Raw genomic sequence first — 20,747 nt, forward strand, 5'->3', positions numbered from 1 at the left:
CGCTCCAAGACAAAATTCCCGCACCAGCGCACCAGCGCGCCAGGGCCGGGGACCGACTGTGCCAGAGCCCGGCTGCGGTCGCTGCACAGTGCACTTCAATACACAACGCCAGGAGAAATCGATGGTTACCAGCGTCGTCACCACGTCGGGGAATACGACATGCATGGATTTCAGCACGAACCAATGGCACGGCTATGTGGGCGGCAACACGCCCTATGGCCTTTGGGTGGATGGCCCGCTGCATCCGTGGCGCGATGCCAACGGGACGCCGACCTTCATCACCGGCCACTCCGAAGGGTATCGCTACAATGTGGTCTACGACTGGCACAACGGTCAGACCTGGACCAACTGGAATGCGGGCCGGCACTGGGATTCGCCCCGCGACACCGTTGAAGGGCACTATGCCAACCGCCACTGGATCGTGTCGCCCTTTGCGCGCGGCTCTCTGGTCGTCGGTCTGACGCACCACGAATTCTATCAGTCGTCGACGACGATCGGTGGGGTTCCGGGCTTCAATTCCCATGCCCATGGGTTCAACACGCGCTGGGTCAACGGGATCGGCTATGTGCGCTCGACCAATGACGGTCAGGCCTGGACGATCCCGAAGCCCGGGGATTTCGGCCAGAACCACCACAATGTTCGCTGCGTGCTGATCCCGGAACCGTGGTCCTATCAGTCGATCAACACGGCCTACGGGTTCCTGCACCCGTCAAACATCGTGCAGGAAGGCAATTATTATTACGCCTTCGTGGAGGTCCGTAACCTGCCTGGGAACACGACGCTGCTCGACAACGGCTTCGCCCTGATCCGGACGTCGAACCTCGACGCTTCGGTCGGCTGGCAGTTCTACAGCAATGCCAACCAGTGGGAGACGGTGAACCACCAGTACTATCAGGGCAACATCGCGCCGCAGCAGCCGAAGATCTTCTTCAAGGTGGCGGGCTACAACCCCTATACGATGTATGACCAGAACGGCCGCATGGCCCAGAGCATCCGCTATCATGTGCCCACGCAGAAATGGGTTCTGTTCGGCTATACCGGGTTGCAGGCGAATGGCTTCTGCTACTGCGTGTCGGATACGCTCGCCAATCCGCAATTCGAGGCGAATGGGCGCCGCATGGTGAGCCTCGCCGGCGGCGGGGCCATGAACGAGTACCATAGCAATCACTTCATCAGCGTGTTCGATCCGAATTCCCAGGATCAGAATTATAAGACGATCCTCGGCAACAGCGCGGTCGTGATCACGGCCGATGAAGGCGTGCGCTACAAGATCGGCACGATCCAGATCACCTGATTTCACCAGTAAAACAACGTGATGACGTTTTCGATCCGGCGCCCACGCGCTGACGACGAAACGCTTTGCCCAGGCAGGCTGCCCATACCGCCTGGGCCCTTACCGATCGAAGGGTTCTCTGATGGCAGCGATGACGAAACCGGAACTGACTGACCTCGTGAGCCAGCTCGTCAGGGATTGCGAGGACTATCGCGATCAGCTCTCGGCGGCGCGTGTTCGGGCGATGGAATATTACGACGGGGTGATGGCCGACGTGCCGGCCGAGGCGAACCGCTCCAAGGTGGTTTCACGCGATGTGCGCGCGGCGGTGAAGAAGGTGCTGCCCTCGCTCATCCGCACCGTGCTCGGCAATGACAGGGTGGTGGAGTACCAGCCGGTCAACCAGGGCGACGAGGCGGGCGCGGAGCAGGCGACCGACTATATCAACTACGTCGTCTTTCCCGAAAGCGACGGCTATGACGCGGTGCAGGATGCCGCGCACGACGCGCTGAAGCTCGGCAACGGCGTGATCCGCTGGTGGTACGAGAAGAAGAAAAGCGTCGAGGTCTCGACCCATAGCGGGCTCGACGAGGCAGCGCTGGTGCAGCTCATTGCCGACGACACGGTGGAGGTGCTGGAACAGGCGCAATCGGTCGAGCGGATCGAGCTGCCGACCGGGCCGGTGGAGCAGCCGGTCTTCACCGTGAAGATCCGCCGCACGGCCGAGCGCGGGGCAACGCGGCTTGCCGCGGTGCCGCTCGAAGAATTCCTCGTTCATCCGGACGCGATCTCGATCGACGACAGCCCGATTGCCGGGATCAAGCGGCGGATGCGCCGTTCCGACCTGATCGCCATGGGCTACGACCGCGATCTCGTCGAGGGCTTTGCCATTGCCGGCAATGCCGATGCCGAGGACGAGGAATTTGCCCGCAGGCGCGGCATCTTCGGCGACAGCGAGGAGACGGCAACGGCGCTGCAGGAGGTGGACTACTACGAGCTCTATGTGAAGGTGGATACCGACGACGACGGGATTGCGGAGCTTCGCCGGTTGGTCTTTGCCGGCGGCACCGGGGCGGACAACCTGCTCGAAGACGCGGAATGGGACGAGGTGCCCTTTGCCGATCTCATCACCGAACGGCGGCCGCACCAGCGCGAGGGCAACGCGATCACCGACGACATGGCGGAGATCCAGCGGGTGAAGACCGTGCTTCTGCGCCAGACGCTCGACAATCTCTACTGGCAGAACAACCAGCAGCCGATCGTGCAGGAAGGGGTGATCCAGAACCCGGAATCGGTGCTGAACCCGAAATTCGGACAGCCGATCCGCGTCGGCCAGGGCGTCGATGTGCGCGGCGCCGTCGGCTATACGGCGGTGCCGTTCGTGGCGCGGGAATCCTTCTCCATGCTCGGCTATCTCGACCAGGAGGCGACCGACCGTACCGGCATTTCCGATGCGTCGAGCGGCCTTGCGCCGGATGCGCTGCAGAACATGACGGCGAAGGCGACCGCACTCGTCGAGCAGGCGGGCATCGGCCAGACGGAGCTGATGGTGCGCACCTTCGCGCAGGGGCTTCGCCGCGTGTTCAAGGGCCTGCTTGGCCTCACCATCAAGCACCAGGACCGGCCGCGGGCAGTAAGGCTGCGTGGGAAATGGGTGAGCTTCGACCCACGCCACTGGAACGCCGGCATGGACGCGACCGTCAATACCGGGCTCGGTGCCGGCACGCGCGAGCGCGACATGCTGATGATCCAGATGATCCAGCAGTTGCAGGAAAAACTGCTGACGACGCTCGGACCGGACAATCCTTACGTCTCGCCCGACAACCTCTACAACGGCATTGCCAAGACGGTGGAGGCGGCGGGGCTGAAATCGCCCGACCTCTATTTCACCAAGCCGACGCCCGAGGACATTCAGAAGCGGATGCAGGCGGCGCAGCAGCAACAGCCGGATGCCGGCATGCAGCGGCTGCAGATGGAGGCGCAGCTTGCCGCCGAGAAGGCGCGCATGGAGAGCGAGACCGCACGGCGGAAGCTCGATATGGAGCGCGAACTGAAGCTTGCGGAGATCCAGCAGAACGGGGCGCTGAAGCGCTACCAGATCGACGCCGAACTCAACCTCAAACGTCAGCAGAACCTGGCCGAAATGGCCGGTGGCACGGCGCCGACTGCGGCGCATATCGGAGGACTGCCGGGATGATCAGAATCAACAAGCGGGGTTATGACGCCTCTGGCGTCAAACCGGGTCGTGCCGCCTTTGGGGGCGAGCCGGACGACGGCCTGTACGAAACAGGCGCGCGGTCGACGACTGCGCTGGAACTACGCGATTTCGGTGAGGAGGCCAACAGCCGATTGCCGAACTGGGGCACGCAACGCGGGCGCGATAAGGGTGTGGAGGTCGCGGACACCTATATCATGTCCAACACGAATCCGACCGGTTACCCCGGCCTTGGCGATAACATGCACAGTGGTCTCTTCATCATTCCCAGGGGTGGCGAAGCTGAGGACCGGTTACTCTACGACCCTGCCGGCAGCTACATGAGCAGGGAGATGGGCAGCGGGCGTGCTCTTTACGGGCCGGAAGTAAACCCAGAAGACTACCTGCGATACCAGTTGCACGACGGACCTAACGTAACCGTGCGAAGGTATGCAACAACTCCGGAAGAGGAGGAGCTCATCAAAGAGCGAGTCTTCAATCTCGGTGGTGCGCCAGCCGCCAATCTTATTGATACCGGTTGCACAACGGGAGTCACGGAGGCGATCAAGGGCATCGGCCCGTTCGGTCAGGTCGAGCAAACTATGTGGCCAACGAAGCTTGACGAGCAGCTTCGTCGCATGGACAAGCATGTGGGCGAAGCCAACGATGTGGAGAGCCTCCGGCGATTGCTGGCAAGGTAGATGGGGGAGACCTCCACGTCGGCGATCGTTCAGGCAGGGTCGCAATCAAGGATTGCGTAGCAGCAATACTGCGTTGTATAGGCGTAATTGCGTCGCAATCTAGCGCGAGATTAGACGGACAACCTTCTGGCGGCGCTGCTGCTTGCCTGACACTTGCGAGGCTTCCATGCACTATACGTTCCTCAATGCGGTTCGTGTGGTTCTCAGCTATATAGTCATGCTGGCATTTGCGGCTTGGGCCTACCAACGCTTCTTCACGTTTTCGGCGGCGACTTCCGTTTCGCTTCTCTACATTTTTGCTTTCGTTCCCCTCCCGGCGGTGCGCCTCTGGAAGCGCCTTGTGTACATCACGTTGGCGGCACTGCCGTCGATGATTATTCCGATTGGCTACTCCGTGGTTTTTCTCCGGGCAGACAACCTCAATGCCTTTTGGGAGGCGGTACAGATCACGTTTCTGGTGGGTCTGCTCGGGCCACAATATATTATGTTTCTGATCGCTTACAGTTTGCTTGAACCGGTTGTCAGAAGAATGGACGCCGCAAGGAAACTGGTGTCGGAGGGCGAAGCTTGACTTCTGGCCGGTCGTTATGGATCGGCATCTGCGCAATCCAGAAGCGGATGCAGGCGGCGCAGCCGCAGCAACAGCCGGACGTGGGCATGCAGCGCCCGCAGATGGCAGCGCAGCTTGCCGCCGAGAAGGCGTGCATGGAGAGCGAGACCGCGCGGCGCAAGCTCGAGATGGAACGCGAGCTGAAGCTTCCAGAAATCCAGCGGAACGGTCGCTGAAGCGCTACCTGGCCGAAATGGCCGGCGGCACGGTGCTGAATACAGCGCACAAGAACACGCGTCGGCCCGATTGGCGACACCCTCCGACACCTGCTATGAGCAGGGAGTTGCATAGCGGAGGGGCGTAATGTTTCTGATCGATCGTGAACTCGAGGCACTCACCGCCTTTCGGCGCGACCTGCACCGGCGGCCGGAGGTGTCGGGCGAGGAGCGGGAGACGGCGGATACGATCGTCAAGGCGTTGGCCGAGACGAAGCCGGATGCGGTGATGACAGGTCTTGGCGGGCACGGAGTGGCGGCGATCTATGAGGGCCGAGAGCCAGGGCCGACTGTGATGGTGCGGGCCGAGCTCGACGGGTTGCCGATCGAGGAGATCTCGGAGATCGGCCATCGCTCGCAGATCAAGGGCAAGGGGCATCTCTGCGGCCATGATGGGCATATGACGATCCTGATGGCGCTGGCCAAAGGGCTTGGGTGCGAGCGCCCGGCGAGAGGCCGGGCGATCCTGATGTTCCAGCCGGCGGAGGAGAACGGCGCGGGTGCTGCGGCCGTGCTTGCCGACCCGAAATTTGCTGACATCAAGCCGGATCTGGTCTTCTCGCTGCACAATTTTCCGGGATTACGCTTTGGCCATGCGGCCCTTCGCACAGGGCCGGTCAATTGCGCCTCGCGCGGCATGCGGATTTCGCTGTCCGGCAAGACGGCGCATGCCTCGACGCCGGAGGATGGCATTGCGCCGACCTTTGCGATGGCCGCTCTGCTTTCCGGGCTGACGGCGCTCGGCAACAACGGGCCGCTCGACGAGACCTATACGCTGGTCACGGTGACGCATGCGCGGCTCGGCGAGGCGGCCTTCGGCATCAGCCCCGGCTATGCCGAGATCTGGGCGACGCTCAGGACACTGACCGACGAGCGCATGGCCGATCTCGTGGCCCGCGCCGAGGCGTTGGTCGCCAGGGAGGCGGAGGCTGCCGGACTGAAGGTGACGATCGGCTACGAGGACGTATTCCACCAGTGCAGCAACGCGGAAGCGGCTGTGACCGCGCTCGAACGCGCGATGGACGAAGAGGGCGTCAGCCACGATCACGGCGAGGGCGTGCTGCCGATGAAGGGGTCGGAGGATTTCGGGCTTTTCGGGCGCGTGGCGCCAGCGGCGATGTTCTTCCTTGGCGCCGGCGAGAACCATGCGCGACTGCACAATCCGGACTATGACTTTCCAGACGATCTGATCGGCATCGGCGCCAAGGTGTTCATGCGGGCGATCCGCAACGAACTGGGATGAGGGCGGCGGGCGGTCGATTGCACGGCGGCTGTTGTGACGGCACGCTCTGACAGTGCGCAGTTCCGGCCGAGAGCCGTTTCACGGCGCGTGCGGATGTGCGCTGAGGAGGAGCAGGGGATGAGGCAATCCAGCATTCGTGTCGCGCTTTGCATGGCGCTCGCCATCGCGGGGATGACCGCCGCTCGCGCGGCCGATACTCCCGTTGCGAATGCCGCTCCCGAGCCGCGACAGACCGAGAATTCCAGTTTGCAGGACTTCATCAAGGCCAATCCGGATTGCCTGGAATTCACCGACCAGTGCTCGCACTGCGCGGTCGTCAACGGTGTTGCCGAATGCTCGACGGCGGAGATCGCCTGCATCAGCCAAGAGAACCGATGCACCAGGCGGGTGGGCAAGTAGCACCGAGCCGATACATTTGGCGTGGCGACGAGTACGCGACGACGCAAGGTGCTGCGGTTCGCGGTCGGGTGCCTTCTACCCACGTCGCCAAGTTTTGTAACCAAAGGTAAGTAGCGCATCAAGCGCAAAGCCAAGCGGCACGATGACCGCAAGGCCGACAGCCAGCTGGACCCAGAACGACGAGTCCGGAAGAACGTGATCCACTACGTTCGAAACCAGTATGACCAAGGCGAGCCCGATCACGGCACGGAAGGTTTCAAACTTCTTAGACTTTTCGGGCATTGGATGTACCTCTGGCGGCACGGCGAAGTGTGACGATTGCACGTTGAGGGTGAGCTGTCGACGGGCCTGAACGGCCGACTGGGGCCGAGATTCGCGGCTAGAACCCACGGGTGATGGTGAGGTAAGCGACCAGGCACAGAACCCAGAAAAGTGCGGCGAAGAGTGTGCTCATGCCCGAACTGAGCAGGTAGCGGCCGTCCTCCTGGTGCTTCAAGCCGAGCCAATTGAAGCCGGTGCCGGCTGCGTAGAGATCCTCGACCTGAATCTTGCCGAAGCTGAAGAGCGGTACGAGGACGCGTGCCACACGATGCAGCAGAAAGCCGACGACGATGACATCGAGAATGTCGAGGACGATCCCAGCGATGGCGTCCAGGGCAACTCCGACTTTCTTCATGCTGCAAATCCCCTAGATGTCAAACCGATGCCACCGAGATAACGGCGAAGGCAAACAAAACTTCGACACGCGGTAAAGTGGCGTTCACCATCGTGCTTTCGCACATGGGTAGCGCGGAATAAAAGCAGAATAAAGCCCCATCACATTTGGCACGTTCCGCGGGGGTAGCCAATTCAGACTGGCCGCGTCGCACGCGAGAACGCTCGCAATCCCTAGGCTGCAACGAACATTTCGAAAGGACAATACCATGGAAGACTTCATTTTTCCGCGCCGTGCGAAGCCCGGCTCCGGAGCTGTTGACAAGCGCAATCTGCCAAGCCGCGGCGCGGGATATCTAAGCCCCGAGGATGCGAGGGCCTATGCCGACGACCTTTTGCGCGGTGCTCTTGAGGGCCCGTCGGCATACACGGCAGAAGGGCTGCGGAAATCTCTGGGTAACCTGTCTGAGCGTGGTGACGGAACCTACAGCGCCAGGCCACGGAAGGGCCTGAGTGGAATGCAGGGAAATCTTGAGGGCGTAAAGACCGAGCTCAACACCCTGCAGTCCCAAGTTTCGAACGACGACGGGATGGCCGCTCTGAAGGATATCGTTTCGTCGATCCAATCGATGCAGGAGTTGCTGGCCGAGAAGGAACGCAAGGGCTTCTACGAGGATCCTTACAGGAACGAACCGCAGCTCCGAAGCGAGGAGGACGCTCCTTGGAACAATCCAACTCGGGCTCGGCCCATTTCAATGAGGACAGCGCTCGACACATGGAGAGAGTGAGCGGTCGTTCTGGCTATTTGAGGCTTTCGAGCGCGATGTAGAGTGTGCCGAGTTTCGAACGGCCGGCGCCTGTCTTGTAGTAGAGCACTTCGGCATGAGGGCGGACGCTTGCGACGGAGGTCTCGTCGCTTCCATTCGCGAAATAGCAACAGGGATTGTCGCCATCCCAGGATGCGACACGCAGGCGGTAGCTTTTGCCGCTCATGAACAAGTCCAAGCCAACCTCGTAATCGCCGACCGTGAAGGTGCAGACGCTTTCATTGCCGCACCAGTTCGTCGCGTGATCGAAGGTCTTGTCGGCCTTGAGCAGGAACGCCTTGACGAGGTAGCGCGGCTCGCCGAACTGGCCGGCTGCCGATGCGGGCAAAACCGCGGCGGCGAGGAGCAGGGCTGACAACACCAAACTTGATAGTCTTCTCATGGGTTCCTCGTTCGATAGACGCGCACGTCTGTGACTGGTGCCGGCCATCCGCTCCGATCAAGCCTTGCGCCGGGACCGGCATCCGGACCGAGGCGCTTGATGCCGAAACGGCTGGGAAGGCATGTTCGTTTGGTCATTGCGAATGTGACCTAGAGTGGCATGTCGCTCCGGTTCGCACAGCGGTAGCGCAGAACAAAAGCAGAATCAAGGCAACGTTCGACGCAAAATTTTGGTCGGAACGACCTGCTCAGCAAGCGAGGTCAAAAGCATGAAACCAGAGGAACGGGCAGCGGCTGCGCGCGCCATTCTCGACGTGCCCTATTTCGACGACATCATGAACGAGCTGGAATGGGCGGCGATCAATGGCTGCATCCATGCCGGCCTTACCGACGATGCCGGCCGGGCGGCCTATGCCGCCGAGGCCCGCGCCATCCGAAACTTCCGCGCCAAGCTCAAGTTCCTGACGGAGCAAGCCAAGGCTGACGGCAAGGGCGCACCCGCCTGACGGGCAAGCGCTTTCATGGGGCCGTTTCAGGCAGATGCCTGTCCGGCCCAATGCATCTGTAAAAAGAAACGCAATTCCGGACGGAAAACCGCTTCACACTTTTCCTGGAATTGCTTCTCCAAAAAGGTCACGCCATGACGAACGATAGTGCCAACCTGCCTTTTGGCGGGAGCAAAACCGTTGACCCCGCGACCGGGCTTGACGATGCCGATCTCGATTTCTGGGAGCCTGAAGGCGAGGCCAACCCGGAGCAGGGAGGGGCAAGCGAGTACGGAGCGACAGAGATCCGTGGCGAGGGCCACGACGATCCCGAACACCCCGACGACGAGCCGGCCGAGCCTGACGAGGACGCGGCGGCCAACGAAGCCGAGGATTTTCTTGTTGTCCTCAAGGGCGGCGAGGAAGTGCCGTTTTCCGAGCTGAAGCTCGGCTATATGCGCGACCGCGACTACCGCCACAAGACGCAGGACATCGCCAATCGCGGGCGGGCGCTGGAAGGCATGGCAAGCCGCGTGGCGCAATCGGCCAATGCCTTTGCCCATCTCATCGCCAGCGAGATCCCGCCGGAACCGCCGGAACATATGGCCGCACTCGACCCGGACGGCTATCGCCGGCAATGGGCGCTGCACCAGGCGGGGCTCGACCGCATCGACGAGATCCTTTCGATCGCCGAGGCGCCGGCAATGGTGATGGGCGCGCTTTCGCAAGCAGCTAGCGACGAGCAGCTCGAAGCGGAAAACTTGAAGCTGATCGAAGCCTTTCCCGAAACGGCCGATGACGAGGGGCGGCTTTCCTTCTTTGCCGGCGCCTTCGACGTGGCCGAAGCGCTCGGCTTTTCCGAAGCCGAAGTGCGCGAGGTCACCGACCACCGCCTGTTCAAGCTGGCGCATTATGCCCGCCTCGGCCTTGCCGCCGAGCAGGCAAAGAAGCGGGCGATGAGCAAGCTTGCCCGAGCGCCGGCGCCGGTGGCGCGGCCAAGGCCGGCCGGCAAGGCAGAGCAGGCGCCGGGACGGAGCCGGGAAGCGATGAAGCGGCTCGCGAAGAGTGGCTCGATCCGCGACGCGATGGGCGTCGATTTCGACTGAGCGCGGCGGGCGGCATGTCGCAAGTCCATCACAAATAGAGTCCGGAAACCGCTTCATCTCTTTGTTTTCACGTGGTTTCGGTGGAGCGGTCCTGCTCGAAAATCTCCGATCAACATTTTGATGGCAGCGCGCGCGTCTTTTCTGACATGGGCGGTGCCGACCTCTCTCAAACAATCAAGGACACTATCATGGCTGTCGTAGCAAACACCTTCACGACTTCGCAGGCCGTGGGCAACCGCGAGGAGCTTTCCGACGTCGTTTCCCGCATCACGCCCGAGGATACGCCGATCTATTCGCTGATCGAAAAGGGCAAGTGCAACACGCACCACCCGGAATGGGAGACCGACGAACTGGCCGCCCCCGGTGAGAACATCCGCCAGGAGGGCGACGAATACACCTTCGGCACGATCATCGCGCCGACCAGGCTCGGCAACTACACCCAGATTCTGCGCAAGGACTGGATCATCTCCGCGACCCAGGAGGTGGTGGCGGAAGCCGGCAACGTGCAGAAGCGCAAATACCAGAAGCTGAAGAAAGGCGTGGAGATCCGCAAGGACCTCGAATACGCGATCGCCGACACCAATGCTTCGGTCTCGGGCGCGACCCGTGAGTTCGGCTCGCTGCCGACCTGGCTCACCACCAACGTTTCGCGCGGCGCAGGCGGCGCCAATGGCGGCTTCAACCCGACGACGGGGCTGACGGTGGCGCCGACCGACGGCGCGCAGCGCCCCTTCACCAAGGCGATCCTCGACCAGGTGATGCAGACCGGCTACCAGAACGGCGCCAATTTCCGCCATGTCTCGGTCTCGCCCTACGTCAAATCGGTCTTCGTCACCTTCATGTCGGACGCCAATGTGGCGCCGTTCCGCTATGCCGTCTCGCAGGGCGGCGAGCGCAACACGATCGTGGCCACCGCCGACTATTACGAAGGCCCGTTCGGCACCGTGATGATCCACCCGAACCGCGTGCAGGCGGGCAATGCGAAACTGGCGCGCAACGCCTTCTTCCTCGATACCGACATGCTCTCCTTCCTCTGGCTGCGCAACATCCAGGAGGACAAGGCCGTGGCCAAGACCGGCGACGCCGACAAGGGCGTGATCATCGGCGAGGGCACGCTGAAGGTGCACAACGAAAAGGGCCTCGGCGTTGCGGCCGACCTCTTCGGGCTGAGTGCTGCGAGCTGAGTCAGATTAGGACCTGACCGCAGCGCTGCTTGAGCGGCTTCAAGGAGCCGCTCTCGTTCGCCGGCGGTACGCCTGAGCAAGTAGCGGCAAGCGTAAACGAAACCGACCCAGGAGAGGTGTATTTTGGCCAAGCAAGACAAACCGCTGAATTCAATGGGGCTACCCGTCAGAATTCAATCCGTTCGAGAGGCGATCAAGTATTTTGACGAGAACCCGACGTTGACGAGCAGCACGCCAATCGCGGATGCGAAGGCGCCGCGCGGCGAGGGGGCACAGTTCCGGCCCCCCCGGACGGGTGACCTCATGGGTGGCGATTTGCGCAAGGCGCCGATGCACTTTCGCGGCACGCTGACGGATACAACCCGGTTCGGCAAAGAACCTCAGGTGTCTGCGGACCGTCTCAATGCGATTACGCCGCATGACAAGCTCTCGGACAACATCGCGTTGCGTCTGAAGCGAGATCTTCAGCGGGATCTGATGATGACCGAACAGGACGCCGCAGCCTTCGTTGGAAACTTCGACCATGAGAGCGGTGGCTTTGGTCGTGTTTTCGGCAACCTGTGGCAGAATGGCCGGGTAGGCGGAAATGCCTACGGCTATCCGCAATGGGACGATCGCAGGGAAGCTTTCTTCAACTGGGCGAAAGAGCAAGGACTGCCGCCCGAGTCCTATGAGGCAAATTACGGCTTCATAAAGCACGAGCTTTTGAACGGTGAGCAGGGTGTGCGGAAGCCGTTGTCGTCTGCCAAGGACATCGACCACGCCACGTACGTCGTTGCCGACAAATACGAGCGTCCCAATTCCGCCAAAATGAAGCTTGGAGAGCGCCAAGAGTTTGCGCGGAGAGCGCTGGAGCTTCCGGATTACGCTGTCGAGACGCCCGTTCCAATGCACAATCCTAACTCAGGTCCGCCCTGGAGGCGCTAAGCGGTATCAGAGGCGCGGCGGCTGAAGGATGCAGCAAGCGATTGGTTCGAATGAGTCCGCTTCCGTCGCCGAGCTTATCGCTGTAGGCACGGTGCCGGCTAGGTTGTGCCTGGCGAGACGTACGATTTCTGCTGAGCAATCCCTTGCGTTTGTTCTCTGAATGTTCTACAAGTTTTGCGAGTGAGAAAAGGGATGAGCGTGCCGGTCGAATCCGTCGGCGCGCTGACAATCGGGCCCGCATTCATTCACGACTTTGCATTCATAAACAGCGTTCGGCATTGGCCGAGGAGGGATCGTGTTCAGGTGGTGCGTGTCGGCCCTAGCGGTGTTGTTTGTCTTGAGTTCTGCGATCCCGGCCGCGTCTTCGCAAGCATCATCCGCCGGTGCAAAACGGGTGTTTGACGCTTTGCGTGCATGCAAGCCTGATTTCTTTACGCTGCTGAAGACTGAGCGTCAGGTGTTCGGGCCGGTCCAGATCCAGGTGTTCGATGATCCAGAAAACGCGCTGCACGGAGCGGACGCACAAAGCCAATACTGGTCGGCCGTGACGTTCGGGCAACCGGTCGACGCCGATGGCTTCCACCTTCTGCGCTTTTTTCAGCGACGAGAGGTCATTGCCGGCAAGCCGGACAACTATCGCTGGGCTTTCCAGGTGGATGAATCACTGACCGACGTGAGGCAGCGTGTGGAGGAGCGTTACGGCGTGGAGCTGGTCAGGCCATGGATCATGGGGGCCTGGGGCGTGGCCCCGGAAGTGGGGCCGGAGGAACAAGGCGGGATATCCACCCTGCTCAAAATCGCCGGATATGATGGCGGGACGACGACGATCACCTGCGAACTCGAGGCAAAGGACATCGGCGATTTCCGGATGCCCGAGGCCGTAGAGGTTTTTGGGAGGCCCGAGATCGGGGTGCCGCCTCTCAAGGACACCGACGGTCTGATGAAGGCGCTTCTTGCTTGCGGGCCGGAGTTCTTCACCCGACTCAAGGAGGAAAGGGCGTCATTCGGGGAGTCGGAAGTCTTCGAGCGGCGGTCCTCGATCATGCCGGCAGCAAGCCAATCAAAGCGCAAAACCCCGTCGAGTGCAGCCACCATCGTTGTGTTTCCCGCGCCGATAGAAGTCTGGGGTATCGCCGTTACCGGCTATACCCAGCGGGCCGACGTGGTGGATCGCAAGCGGCAGTTGACCTTCGGCTTTCAGACGAGAAGTGGGCGAGACCAGCTTGCCAAGGTTCTCCGATTGCGCACTGGCGCCCAGCCGGTCGAGGGCGACCGTTGGGAACTCGATCTGACGACCGAGGATACGGGCTATGCGCCATCGTCCTCCTTCAAAATCGCTGATGGGCTCCTCACCTGTGCCACGCCGGCCGATGGAGCAGAGCCCGACCCTTCCACGCTGTTTCTGGTGGCGAAATCGTAATGTTCGACAAAATATGCAGGTTCCCGATGGTGCCCATGAGCGTCAAGTGTCTTTGCGCGGCCCTTTATCTGCTCGTACTTGCGACGCCTGCAGCGACGGCTGATCGGGTCGATCCGGGAAGGGTGTTTGGCGCGTTCCTGGCGTGCAAAGCGGACATCTTTTCGCTTCTTGCCAGTGACAGGGCGAACTTCGGCGCAGCAGTGATCAGGCCCTATGATTGGGACGGTTCGGACGGCGTGACTGGGCAAACCATCGAGTTCGCGGCGCCTGTCGACGCCGGTGGACTGCCGTTGAGCGCATATGTGCAATTCGAGGCCGTCGGTATCGCCGTTCCGCACTTCGCCTGGGGTTTCGAGGTCAAACGGAATTTGCCGGAGGTGGTCAATGCCATCGAGGGAATGTTGCCCGGCGAGAGGTTCGTTGCACAGGATGGTGGTGCTTTCGAACTGAAGCTCGACACCGAGCCGGCTCGAAGGGGCGATGCATCGGTTGCGCCGGAGGATAGCTACCGGAAACTCGTCGTTCGCCAGGCGGGCGGCCCCTCAAAAGCACTCGTGATGTGTGATGCATCCAAGGATCGAATGGCGGAACTGGCGACCGACGAGGAAACCGGCAGGAAGCGCCTCCCGGCGGCGGAGGATCTGTTTCCGCCGGTGAAATCACCAGCCGCCAAGTCCAACAGGGTTCTTGACGCGTTCGTCGCCTGCAAGCTCTCTTTCTTCGAGGTGCTCAAAGCCGAAAGACATATCTTTCCGCGGGTCCGGATCGAGCCTTGGGAGAGCCCGGACAACACGCCTCACATTCCCGAAGCCGCGAACACCGACAACGAGACTGTGACTTTCGAGCGCCCGGTCGAGATTGGCGGCCTCAGCATCGTGCGCTTCTTTCAACGAAAGTCGGTTCAGGCGGGCGAACCGACGCGCTTTGCCTGGGCCTTCCAGGTTGCCGCGACGCCCGACGAGGCCGCTCGTGCGCTGGCGACTCAATACGGTGTGAGATTTGAGGACGCCGGCGCCTGGACGTTGAATGCGCAGGATGTAGGCGCCAGTCCCGTCTCTCAGCATCTGACGTTCGATTCTTACTTTGATCCCGATGAGCAGGCGATAGTAACCTGCGCACCCGACGTAGGCGAAACGAAGGACTTTCGCCTGCCGGATGGTGCCGAGACTTTCGGCTGGGCCGAACTTGGGCCGCCACCAGTGAGCCGCGGCAACAGGTTGATCAATGCGTTGTTGCAATGTCGGCCGGATTTCTTCGAGGCGCTGAGCGAGGAGAAGTACGCCTTCGGGACGGTGGCGTTCAAGGAAGCTGCCGGCCCATACCGCAAGGATGGAGATGCGGCGCACGCACCGATGCGCGTCGCCTTCGAAAAGCCGGTCTATGCCTCGGGCTTCATGCTGACCGGGTACCTTCAGCAGCGCGTTGATGTCGCCGGCCAGCCAAAGCTGATCTGGGGGTTCCAAACGTCGGGTGGTGAATACGAACTTATTCGTGTCGCGGAGAACCGTACGGGAAGCAGCTATGCCCGGAACGAAGGCTGGTCGCTTGACCTGGCAGCCGAAGCAACCGGCTATACTCCCTCTGAGGCACTCGGCTTCGCTGACGGTTTCATTGGTTGCACCACGCCTCTTGCTTCCGACAAGACGCCGCCGATGCCGGCCGACCTCTTTCGGAACGAACACGGGAACCCATGACCAGGGATACGCTTAGGCCGAAGCGGTTTGCGCTGTCGCCGACCGACGGCGCGCAGCGCCCCTTCACCAAGGCGATCCTCGACCAGGTGATGCAGACGGGCTACCAGAACGGCGCCAATTTCCGCCACGTCTCGGTCTCGCCCTACGTCAAATCGGTCTTCGTCACCTTCATGTCCGACGCCAATGTGGCGCCGTTCCGCTATGCCGTCTCGCAGGGCGGCGAACGCGACACGATCGTCGCCACCGCCGACTATTACGAAGGCCCGTTCGGCATGGTTATGATCCACCCGAACCGGGTGCAGGCGGGCAATGCGAAACTGGCGCGCAACGCCTTCTTCCTCGACACCGACATGCTCTCCTTCCTCTGGTTGCGCAACATCCAGGAGGACAAGGCCGTGGCCAAGATCGGCGACGCCGACAAGGGCGTGATCATCAATGTCGTCATGGGGTGACTAGCTATTCGCGAAAGTTGCAGAGACAGTGCGATCTCAACCTTGCGTTCGTTCATGAAATGTTCTAATGGACGGGCATCTGGTTATGTTTCCGCAAGCGAGGAGGAGGCAGGAAAAAGTGGCTAAAGGCAATGGTTTACACCTTTGTCGCGCTCTTCAGCTTGGTTGTCGTGTTGGTTGCGCTGGTTGTTCGCGACGATCGATCCGTATTCGTTTGAAGACATGAGTCGCGTGGGAATCTGCGAACGAAGCGGCAATGTAGCGCCGGAATGTACGATGCCGCCGGAAAGCGCCGAGAGGGTGCTGGCTGCGTTGTTTGCGTGTGACGCCCAATTCTTCAAGATCCTCGATGAGGAGAAGGCCGTTTTCAAGAGGGCGGATATCGTGGCTTCGCCATACAACCTTCTCGATACGATGAGGCGCGGACTTCCTTTGTCAAGTTCTCTGAGCCAGTCGAGGCTTATGGACTTCACATCACCGGTTACGCGCAGCAGGCTTTGCCGGGAAAGAGCGACTACGCGTGGGGATTTTATGCGTCTGAACAGCCTGACGACGTCGAGCGCGCGCTGGAAACGGCCCGCAGTGACGCACTTGCAGCAAACCCACGTGCCGGCGCGTTCGCGGTAACCGCATCCGATACCCCTGATTTTCCTGGAACACGGCTTGGTTGTCGCATTGCCGGGGCTGGAGCCGCCGGCGTCGAGGACTTGCCTTCGGTTTACGACCTGTTCCTGTCTCGAGACATCAATACGGCACTCGCCGATAAGTTCAATCTCTTCGTCGCGTCGGCGATGAAGACGTTTCGGATTTTGGGCGATAGATCTCTGCAATAGGCCGCAGCCCTGAAGGATGCCGCAGGCGATTGGCTCGAACGGGCCCTTACAGGGGCCGAGCTTCGTCACGACCAGCCCATTGGAAGTGACGGGTCGGACGAAGGCTTGCGGACGGATTCGTCGGCTGCACGACGGCGCTCACCGCCGACGAGGAGTCGCCGGGACCGGTGTCTCTTTCGGCATGAAGCAGTCGCCAGGCGATGTGCTTGGCCAATGCCCACCGACTGGGTCTCGCGCGGAGCAATTGGCGGCTCTGAAGGCGCAAGACAAACATAGCCCATCGGCAGTCAAGAGTTGGGTGGTGCACGCGAGGCTCCCACGGCCGCCGCAGCGCGGCTCAAAAAACGAAAGATCATTGGCAAGGCGGTTCTTCGGAGTCGCCTTTTTTCATGGAGAAATCGATGACCGAAGCAAAGAAATCGGTGCCTGTCCGCCTCGTCTACGATGTCTGGTTTCAGGATGGCGAGCGAACAGCGGCCGGGGCCGTCGTATCGCTCGGCCTGGAGGAGGCGAAGGCGCTGATTGCCGCCGGCAAGGCCGAGCGCGCCGATCCCTTGCCGGGAGAGTGAGCGATGCTGATCCGCGATGGAGCCTGGACGCTCTACGATCATGACCGGATGACGGGCCGCTCGGTCTGGCACCTCTTCGACGGAGAAAAGGACGTCTATCGCGTCGATTATCCCGTCGACAATCTGCTCAGCGAAAACCGGGACGTGCGCAACAGCGCCGAGAAGGCCTGGCGCGGCGACTGGCACCGCGTCGCCTCGGTACCGCTCAATATTGCGCATGCCTCTGGCCTGGTGGAGGCGCATTCGGAAGGCGACGACCGCTTCGTCAAACGCTTCCTCAACGACGGCGATAACCGTGCCTGGCGCACCAAGGAGGGCTGGCTATGAGCATTGCAGACTATGCCGCATTGCTTGTCGATGCCGGAGAATACAGCGGCCGTAACGACATCGCCCATCTCTTTCCTCGTTTCATCGGCCTTGCCGAGCTGAAGCTCAACCGGATGCTGCGCGTGAGCGATATGGAAACGACGGCGGCGATCACCGTCGTCGAAGGCGATGCGCCCATGCCGGCGGATTTTATCGAGGCGCGACAAGTGCTGAGCGCGAGCGGCCGGCCGATCCGTGCCATGGCCTTGCAACAACTGGCCGAGAGCAATCTTGCCGGAGCCTGCGGGCCACTCGGCTATGCGATCGTCGGCAACAGGATCAAGCCGTTCCCAGCGGGAAGCTACGGTCTCACCATGACCTATTATCGCAAGATCCCTCCGCTGACGGCGGAGAACCCCTTCAACTGGCTGCTCGAAAGGGCGCCGGACGTATATCTCTACGGGCTGGTCGAGGAGATCGCCATCTGGGAGCGCGACGCCGGCAAGGCGGGAGCGGCACAACAGCTGAAAATGTCGGCGCTCGCGGGGCTCGGTGTGGCCGACGAGCGCGCCCGTTGGGGCGACGCGCAAATGACGGTCGCAGGGGTGACGCCATGACCTTGCTTTCGGCAATCAACGAGGTCTGCGATATCGTTTCGCTCGACCGTTTCGACAGTATCTACGGTTCCAACGATCCGAACGCCCAGACGATGGTGGCGCTGGCGCAGGAGGCGGGCGAGGAGATTGCCCGCCGCGGCGACTGGCGCCACCTGCTGAAGCAGCATGTGGCGATCCTCTCGCCGCTGACCCTGCCGGCGGACTGCCAACGGCTGACGCCGGGCGGCGCCGTGCGCACCGCATCCGGCGGCTTCTTTCGCCCGATCACCAACAGCTCGCAATGGGCGGTCGCCACGAGCACCGCTTCGGCGCAGCCCTATTTCTGCCTGCGGGACAACCAGATGCTGTTTTCGCCAGCGTCAGCGGGCGTTGGAGCCGTCATTGACTACGTCTCGAAGAACTGGGTGCTGGGCGACCCCTTCGAGGAGCGCGACACGCTTCAGGCGGATGACGACCGGACCCTGTTTCCCGAGCGGCTGCTGGGCAAGGGCATTCTGTGGCGCTGGAAGCGGCAGAAGGGTTTGCCCTTCGACGACAGTCTCGCCGAGTTCGAGGCGGATCTGCTGCAGGAACTCAACGCCGACCGGGGGGCATCATGAGAGTGGACCTAAGGCCTGGACGCGTCGGCCAGAGCAATCGCGGCGCAACCAGCATCGGGCAGCAGCAGACCTCGCAGCCGATCACCTTCCCGGCGCCGAAAAACGGGCTGGTGACGACGGCTGACATGGCGGCACAGCAGCCAGGATCGGCGAGTGTCCTGCGCAACTTCTTCCCGACGCTCGTCGGCTGCCGCATTCGTGGCGGTTCGCAGAAGCGGGGGCGGGTGGCCGACGGCGGCACGATCCGCAGCGCCTTCAAATACAAATACGGCGCCACGGAGAAGCTCTTCATGGCGACGGATACGGCAATCTACGACATGACCTCGCCGGCTGCACCGCCCGCGACAACGGCAGCCGCCGTCAGCGGACTTTCGGGTGGAGACTGGTGCACCTTCCAGCACACCAATGCGGGCAACTCTTTCCTCATCTGCCTCAACGGCGCCGATCAGCGCCGGGTGTACAACGGCAGCACCTGGGCGACGACGCCGGCGATCACCTTTCCCGACGCGACCACCATGGCGCAGCTCAACTACGGCTGGCTGTTCAAGAACCGGCAGTTCTTTTTGAAGAATGCCACGCTCGACGCCTATTATCTGCCGGTGAACGTGATCGGCGGGGCGGCGGCGCTGTTTCCGCTGGGCGGCGTGATGAAGAAGGGCGGCTCGCTGCTGACGGGCTTTTCCTGGTCGCTTGAAAGCGGCGACGGCCTTTCCGATCTCTGCGTCTTCGTCTCGACCGAAGGGGAGGTGGCGGTCTATGCCGGCTCCGACCCAAGTGACGCCAACAGCTTTGCGCTGAAGGGCGTCTACCAGATCGGCAGGCCGCTCGGCAAGAACGCCTGGATCCGCGCCGGCGGCGATATCCTGATTGCCACCAGCGACGGGCTGACGCCGATTTCGCAGGTGTTCCAGCGCGATCGCCAGGCTCTCAGCCAGGTCTCGGTTTCGCGTCCGATCGAGGACGACTGGCGGCGGGCCGCGAATGCCACCGGCGCCGGCTGGGTGGTGAAGCAATGGCCCGAACAGAACCTGGTCTTCATTGCCTTTCCCGGCAACAGCGTCGTCGCGGATACGACATTCGTGCTCAACGTGCTCAGCGGTCGCTGGTCGACGATCAGCAACTGGCGGGCGAGCTGCTACGAGACGCTGCAGGGCGGGCTGTTCTTCGGCGCCGACGCCGGCTTTTGCTGGCAGGGCGATACGACGGGGACCGACGACGGGTTGACCTTTACGGCCGCCTATCTCTCGCAGTTTGCACCCCCTGGCCAGTTTGGCCAGCGCGCGCAAGCTACGCTCGCCCACATGTTCTTCCGGGCGAAAAGCAAACCGAAAGTGCGGCTTTTTGCTCGAGCCGATTTCGACCGGTCGATCCCCGCATCCGCCAGCGTGACGGCTGGTGATGCTGCATCTTCCGATTGGGACGTCGGACTATGGGACAAGGCGGTTTGGGACTCGCTGACGCAGCAGCTTCGCTACAGTTTTCGGCAGAACGTGCGGGCGGCAGGCGACATGCTGGCGGTCGGTTGCGCCATCACATCCGGTGGAGCGGCAAGGCTCGATCTGGAAGTGGATCTTGCCACACTGCAGGTCGAGGCCGGGGAGGCGAGTGCATGAGGATCATCTGGGGTGGTGCCGGCAACCCCACGGTGAACCAGACGATCGCGGACTTCGTGTCCGGCCACATCGCCGGCTGCGAACGCGGCTTTGCCGACTTTACCACCATGGGCGTCGTCGAGGGCGACGCGCTCCTGGCCGGCGTGGTGTTTCACAACTTTGCGCCGGAGGCCGGTGTTATCGAACTGTCGGCCGCTTCCACCAGCAAACGCTGGCTGACGCGGCCGGTGCTCAAGGGCATGTTCGGCTATCCGCTCCAGGAGATCGGCTGCCAAATGGTCGTGCTCAGGGTTTCCGAGCGCAATGCCGGCATGATCGCGATTGCCGAGCGGTTCGGTTTCACGCCGCACCGAATTCCTCGCCTTCGCGGGCGGGATGAAGCGGAAATCATCTTCACACTCACGGACAACGAATGGCGGGCGCACCCCGCCAACCAGAGGTAGGT

General features: G+C 61.8%; 24 protein-coding genes and 1 pseudogene. 21 read left to right on the top strand and 4 right to left on the bottom strand.

The annotated features are described in order from the left end of the window. Positions 1–121 precede the first annotated feature (121 nt). From ACQ5BM_RS02375 to ACQ5BM_RS02405, 7 genes are all read left to right on the top strand, one after another. On the top strand, positions 122–1,294 hold the full coding sequence (locus tag ACQ5BM_RS02375) for a hypothetical protein (protein WP_429807238.1): 1,173 nt from the start codon (positions 122–124) through the stop codon (positions 1,292–1,294). Positions 1,295–1,415: 121 nt separating this feature from the next. Further along, positions 1,416–3,470, top strand: coding sequence for a portal protein (locus ACQ5BM_RS02380; protein ID WP_429807240.1), 2,055 nt, complete (start codon positions 1,416–1,418; stop codon positions 3,468–3,470). Continuing rightward, positions 3,467–4,168, top strand: a complete 702-nt coding sequence (locus ACQ5BM_RS02385; protein WP_429807243.1) for a hypothetical protein — start codon at positions 3,467–3,469, stop codon at positions 4,166–4,168. The genes ACQ5BM_RS02380 and ACQ5BM_RS02385 overlap by 4 nt, the downstream gene beginning before the upstream one ends. A gap of 166 nt (positions 4,169–4,334) precedes the next feature. Beyond that, positions 4,335–4,739, top strand: coding sequence for a hypothetical protein (locus ACQ5BM_RS02390; protein ID WP_429807246.1), 405 nt, complete (start codon positions 4,335–4,337; stop codon positions 4,737–4,739). Continuing rightward, entirely contained in the window at positions 4,736–4,954 is a 219-nt protein-coding gene (locus ACQ5BM_RS02395) for a hypothetical protein (protein ID WP_429807248.1), read from the top strand. The genes ACQ5BM_RS02390 and ACQ5BM_RS02395 overlap by 4 nt, the downstream gene beginning before the upstream one ends. Before the next feature lie 127 nt (positions 4,955–5,081). Then, a complete protein-coding gene (locus tag ACQ5BM_RS02400; protein ID WP_429807250.1) occupies positions 5,082–6,236 on the top strand; it encodes an amidohydrolase in 1,155 nt (384 codons plus the stop codon). 117 nt (positions 6,237–6,353) lie between these two features. Next, a complete protein-coding gene (locus ACQ5BM_RS02405; protein WP_429807253.1) occupies positions 6,354–6,635 on the top strand; it encodes a hypothetical protein in 282 nt (93 codons plus the stop codon). A 75-nt stretch (positions 6,636–6,710) separates the two neighbouring features. Here ACQ5BM_RS02405 and ACQ5BM_RS02410 read toward each other — a convergent pair whose 3' ends face one another. Together ACQ5BM_RS02410 and ACQ5BM_RS02415 are read right to left on the bottom strand one after the other, a co-directional pair. Further along, positions 6,711–6,917, bottom strand: a complete 207-nt coding sequence (locus ACQ5BM_RS02410) for a hypothetical protein (RefSeq protein ID WP_429807256.1) — start codon at positions 6,915–6,917, stop codon at positions 6,711–6,713. A gap of 97 nt (positions 6,918–7,014) precedes the next feature. Next, positions 7,015–7,311, bottom strand: a complete 297-nt coding sequence (locus tag ACQ5BM_RS02415) for a hypothetical protein (RefSeq protein ID WP_429807259.1) — start codon at positions 7,309–7,311, stop codon at positions 7,015–7,017. Between the two features lie 247 nt (positions 7,312–7,558). On the opposite strand from ACQ5BM_RS02415, the gene ACQ5BM_RS02420 reads away from it, so the two are divergent. Then, positions 7,559–8,077: a hypothetical protein gene (locus ACQ5BM_RS02420; protein WP_429807262.1), complete on the top strand. Its 519-nt coding sequence runs from the start codon at positions 7,559–7,561 to the stop codon at positions 8,075–8,077. A gap of 13 nt (positions 8,078–8,090) precedes the next feature. On the opposite strand, the gene ACQ5BM_RS02425 is transcribed toward ACQ5BM_RS02420, so the two are convergent. Further along, positions 8,091–8,498, bottom strand: coding sequence for a hypothetical protein (locus ACQ5BM_RS02425; protein ID WP_429807264.1), 408 nt, complete (start codon positions 8,496–8,498; stop codon positions 8,091–8,093). Positions 8,499–8,766: 268 nt separating this feature from the next. Between ACQ5BM_RS02425 and ACQ5BM_RS02430 the strand changes: the two genes are divergently transcribed. From ACQ5BM_RS02430 to ACQ5BM_RS02460, 7 genes and pseudogenes are all read left to right on the top strand, one after another. Continuing rightward, complete coding sequence (locus ACQ5BM_RS02430; RefSeq protein WP_427348263.1) at positions 8,767–9,003, top strand: hypothetical protein; 237 nt, start codon at positions 8,767–8,769, stop codon at positions 9,001–9,003. Positions 9,004–9,137: 134 nt separating this feature from the next. Beyond that, positions 9,138–10,088, top strand: a complete 951-nt coding sequence (locus ACQ5BM_RS02435; RefSeq protein WP_429807267.1) for a hypothetical protein — start codon at positions 9,138–9,140, stop codon at positions 10,086–10,088. Positions 10,089–10,276: 188 nt separating this feature from the next. After that, complete coding sequence (locus ACQ5BM_RS02440) at positions 10,277–11,272, top strand: DUF5309 domain-containing protein (RefSeq protein WP_429807270.1); 996 nt, start codon at positions 10,277–10,279, stop codon at positions 11,270–11,272. A gap of 123 nt (positions 11,273–11,395) precedes the next feature. Beyond that, entirely contained in the window at positions 11,396–12,199 is an 804-nt protein-coding gene (locus ACQ5BM_RS02445; protein ID WP_429807273.1) for a phage tail tip lysozyme, read from the top strand. A 337-nt stretch (positions 12,200–12,536) separates the two neighbouring features. Continuing rightward, complete coding sequence (locus ACQ5BM_RS02450) at positions 12,537–13,619, top strand: hypothetical protein (RefSeq protein ID WP_429807276.1); 1,083 nt, start codon at positions 12,537–12,539, stop codon at positions 13,617–13,619. After that, the gene (locus ACQ5BM_RS02455) at positions 13,619–15,313 is read left to right on the top strand and encodes a hypothetical protein (protein WP_429807279.1); all 1,695 of its coding nucleotides are present in this window, start codon (positions 13,619–13,621) and stop codon (positions 15,311–15,313) included. The genes ACQ5BM_RS02450 and ACQ5BM_RS02455 overlap by 1 nt, the downstream gene beginning before the upstream one ends. 32 nt (positions 15,314–15,345) lie before the next feature. After that, positions 15,346–15,747, top strand: a pseudogene (locus ACQ5BM_RS02460) (SU10 major capsid protein); the annotation flags it as partial. 140 nt (positions 15,748–15,887) lie between these two features. Here ACQ5BM_RS02460 and ACQ5BM_RS02465 read toward each other — a convergent pair. Beyond that, a complete protein-coding gene (locus ACQ5BM_RS02465; RefSeq protein ID WP_429807282.1) occupies positions 15,888–16,667 on the bottom strand; it encodes a hypothetical protein in 780 nt (259 codons plus the stop codon). Between the two features lie 332 nt (positions 16,668–16,999). Between ACQ5BM_RS02465 and ACQ5BM_RS02470 the strand changes: the two genes are divergently transcribed. The 6 genes from ACQ5BM_RS02470 to ACQ5BM_RS02495 are packed head-to-tail and all read left to right on the top strand — an operon-like array spanning position 17,000 to position 20,745. After that, positions 17,000–17,167: a hypothetical protein gene (locus ACQ5BM_RS02470; protein WP_429807285.1), complete on the top strand. Its 168-nt coding sequence runs from the start codon at positions 17,000–17,002 to the stop codon at positions 17,165–17,167. Positions 17,168–17,170: 3 nt separating this feature from the next. Further along, positions 17,171–17,494: a hypothetical protein gene (locus ACQ5BM_RS02475; RefSeq protein WP_429807288.1), complete on the top strand. Its 324-nt coding sequence runs from the start codon at positions 17,171–17,173 to the stop codon at positions 17,492–17,494. Next, entirely contained in the window at positions 17,491–18,090 is a 600-nt protein-coding gene (locus ACQ5BM_RS02480) for a phage adaptor protein (protein ID WP_429807291.1), read from the top strand. Before ACQ5BM_RS02475 ends, ACQ5BM_RS02480 begins: the two co-directional genes overlap by 4 nt. Beyond that, positions 18,087–18,689: a hypothetical protein gene (locus ACQ5BM_RS02485; protein ID WP_429807294.1), complete on the top strand. Its 603-nt coding sequence runs from the start codon at positions 18,087–18,089 to the stop codon at positions 18,687–18,689. The genes ACQ5BM_RS02480 and ACQ5BM_RS02485 overlap by 4 nt, the downstream gene beginning before the upstream one ends. Further along, a complete protein-coding gene (locus ACQ5BM_RS02490; RefSeq protein ID WP_429807297.1) occupies positions 18,686–20,302 on the top strand; it encodes a hypothetical protein in 1,617 nt (538 codons plus the stop codon). Before ACQ5BM_RS02485 ends, ACQ5BM_RS02490 begins: the two co-directional genes overlap by 4 nt. Then, complete coding sequence (locus tag ACQ5BM_RS02495; RefSeq protein WP_429807300.1) at positions 20,299–20,745, top strand: GNAT family N-acetyltransferase; 447 nt, start codon at positions 20,299–20,301, stop codon at positions 20,743–20,745. Before ACQ5BM_RS02490 ends, ACQ5BM_RS02495 begins: the two co-directional genes overlap by 4 nt. Positions 20,746–20,747 lie beyond the last annotated feature (2 nt).

The organism is Ensifer sp. B1-9, from assembly GCF_050474445.1.
GTDB lineage: Bacteria > Pseudomonadota > Alphaproteobacteria > Rhizobiales > Rhizobiaceae > Ensifer.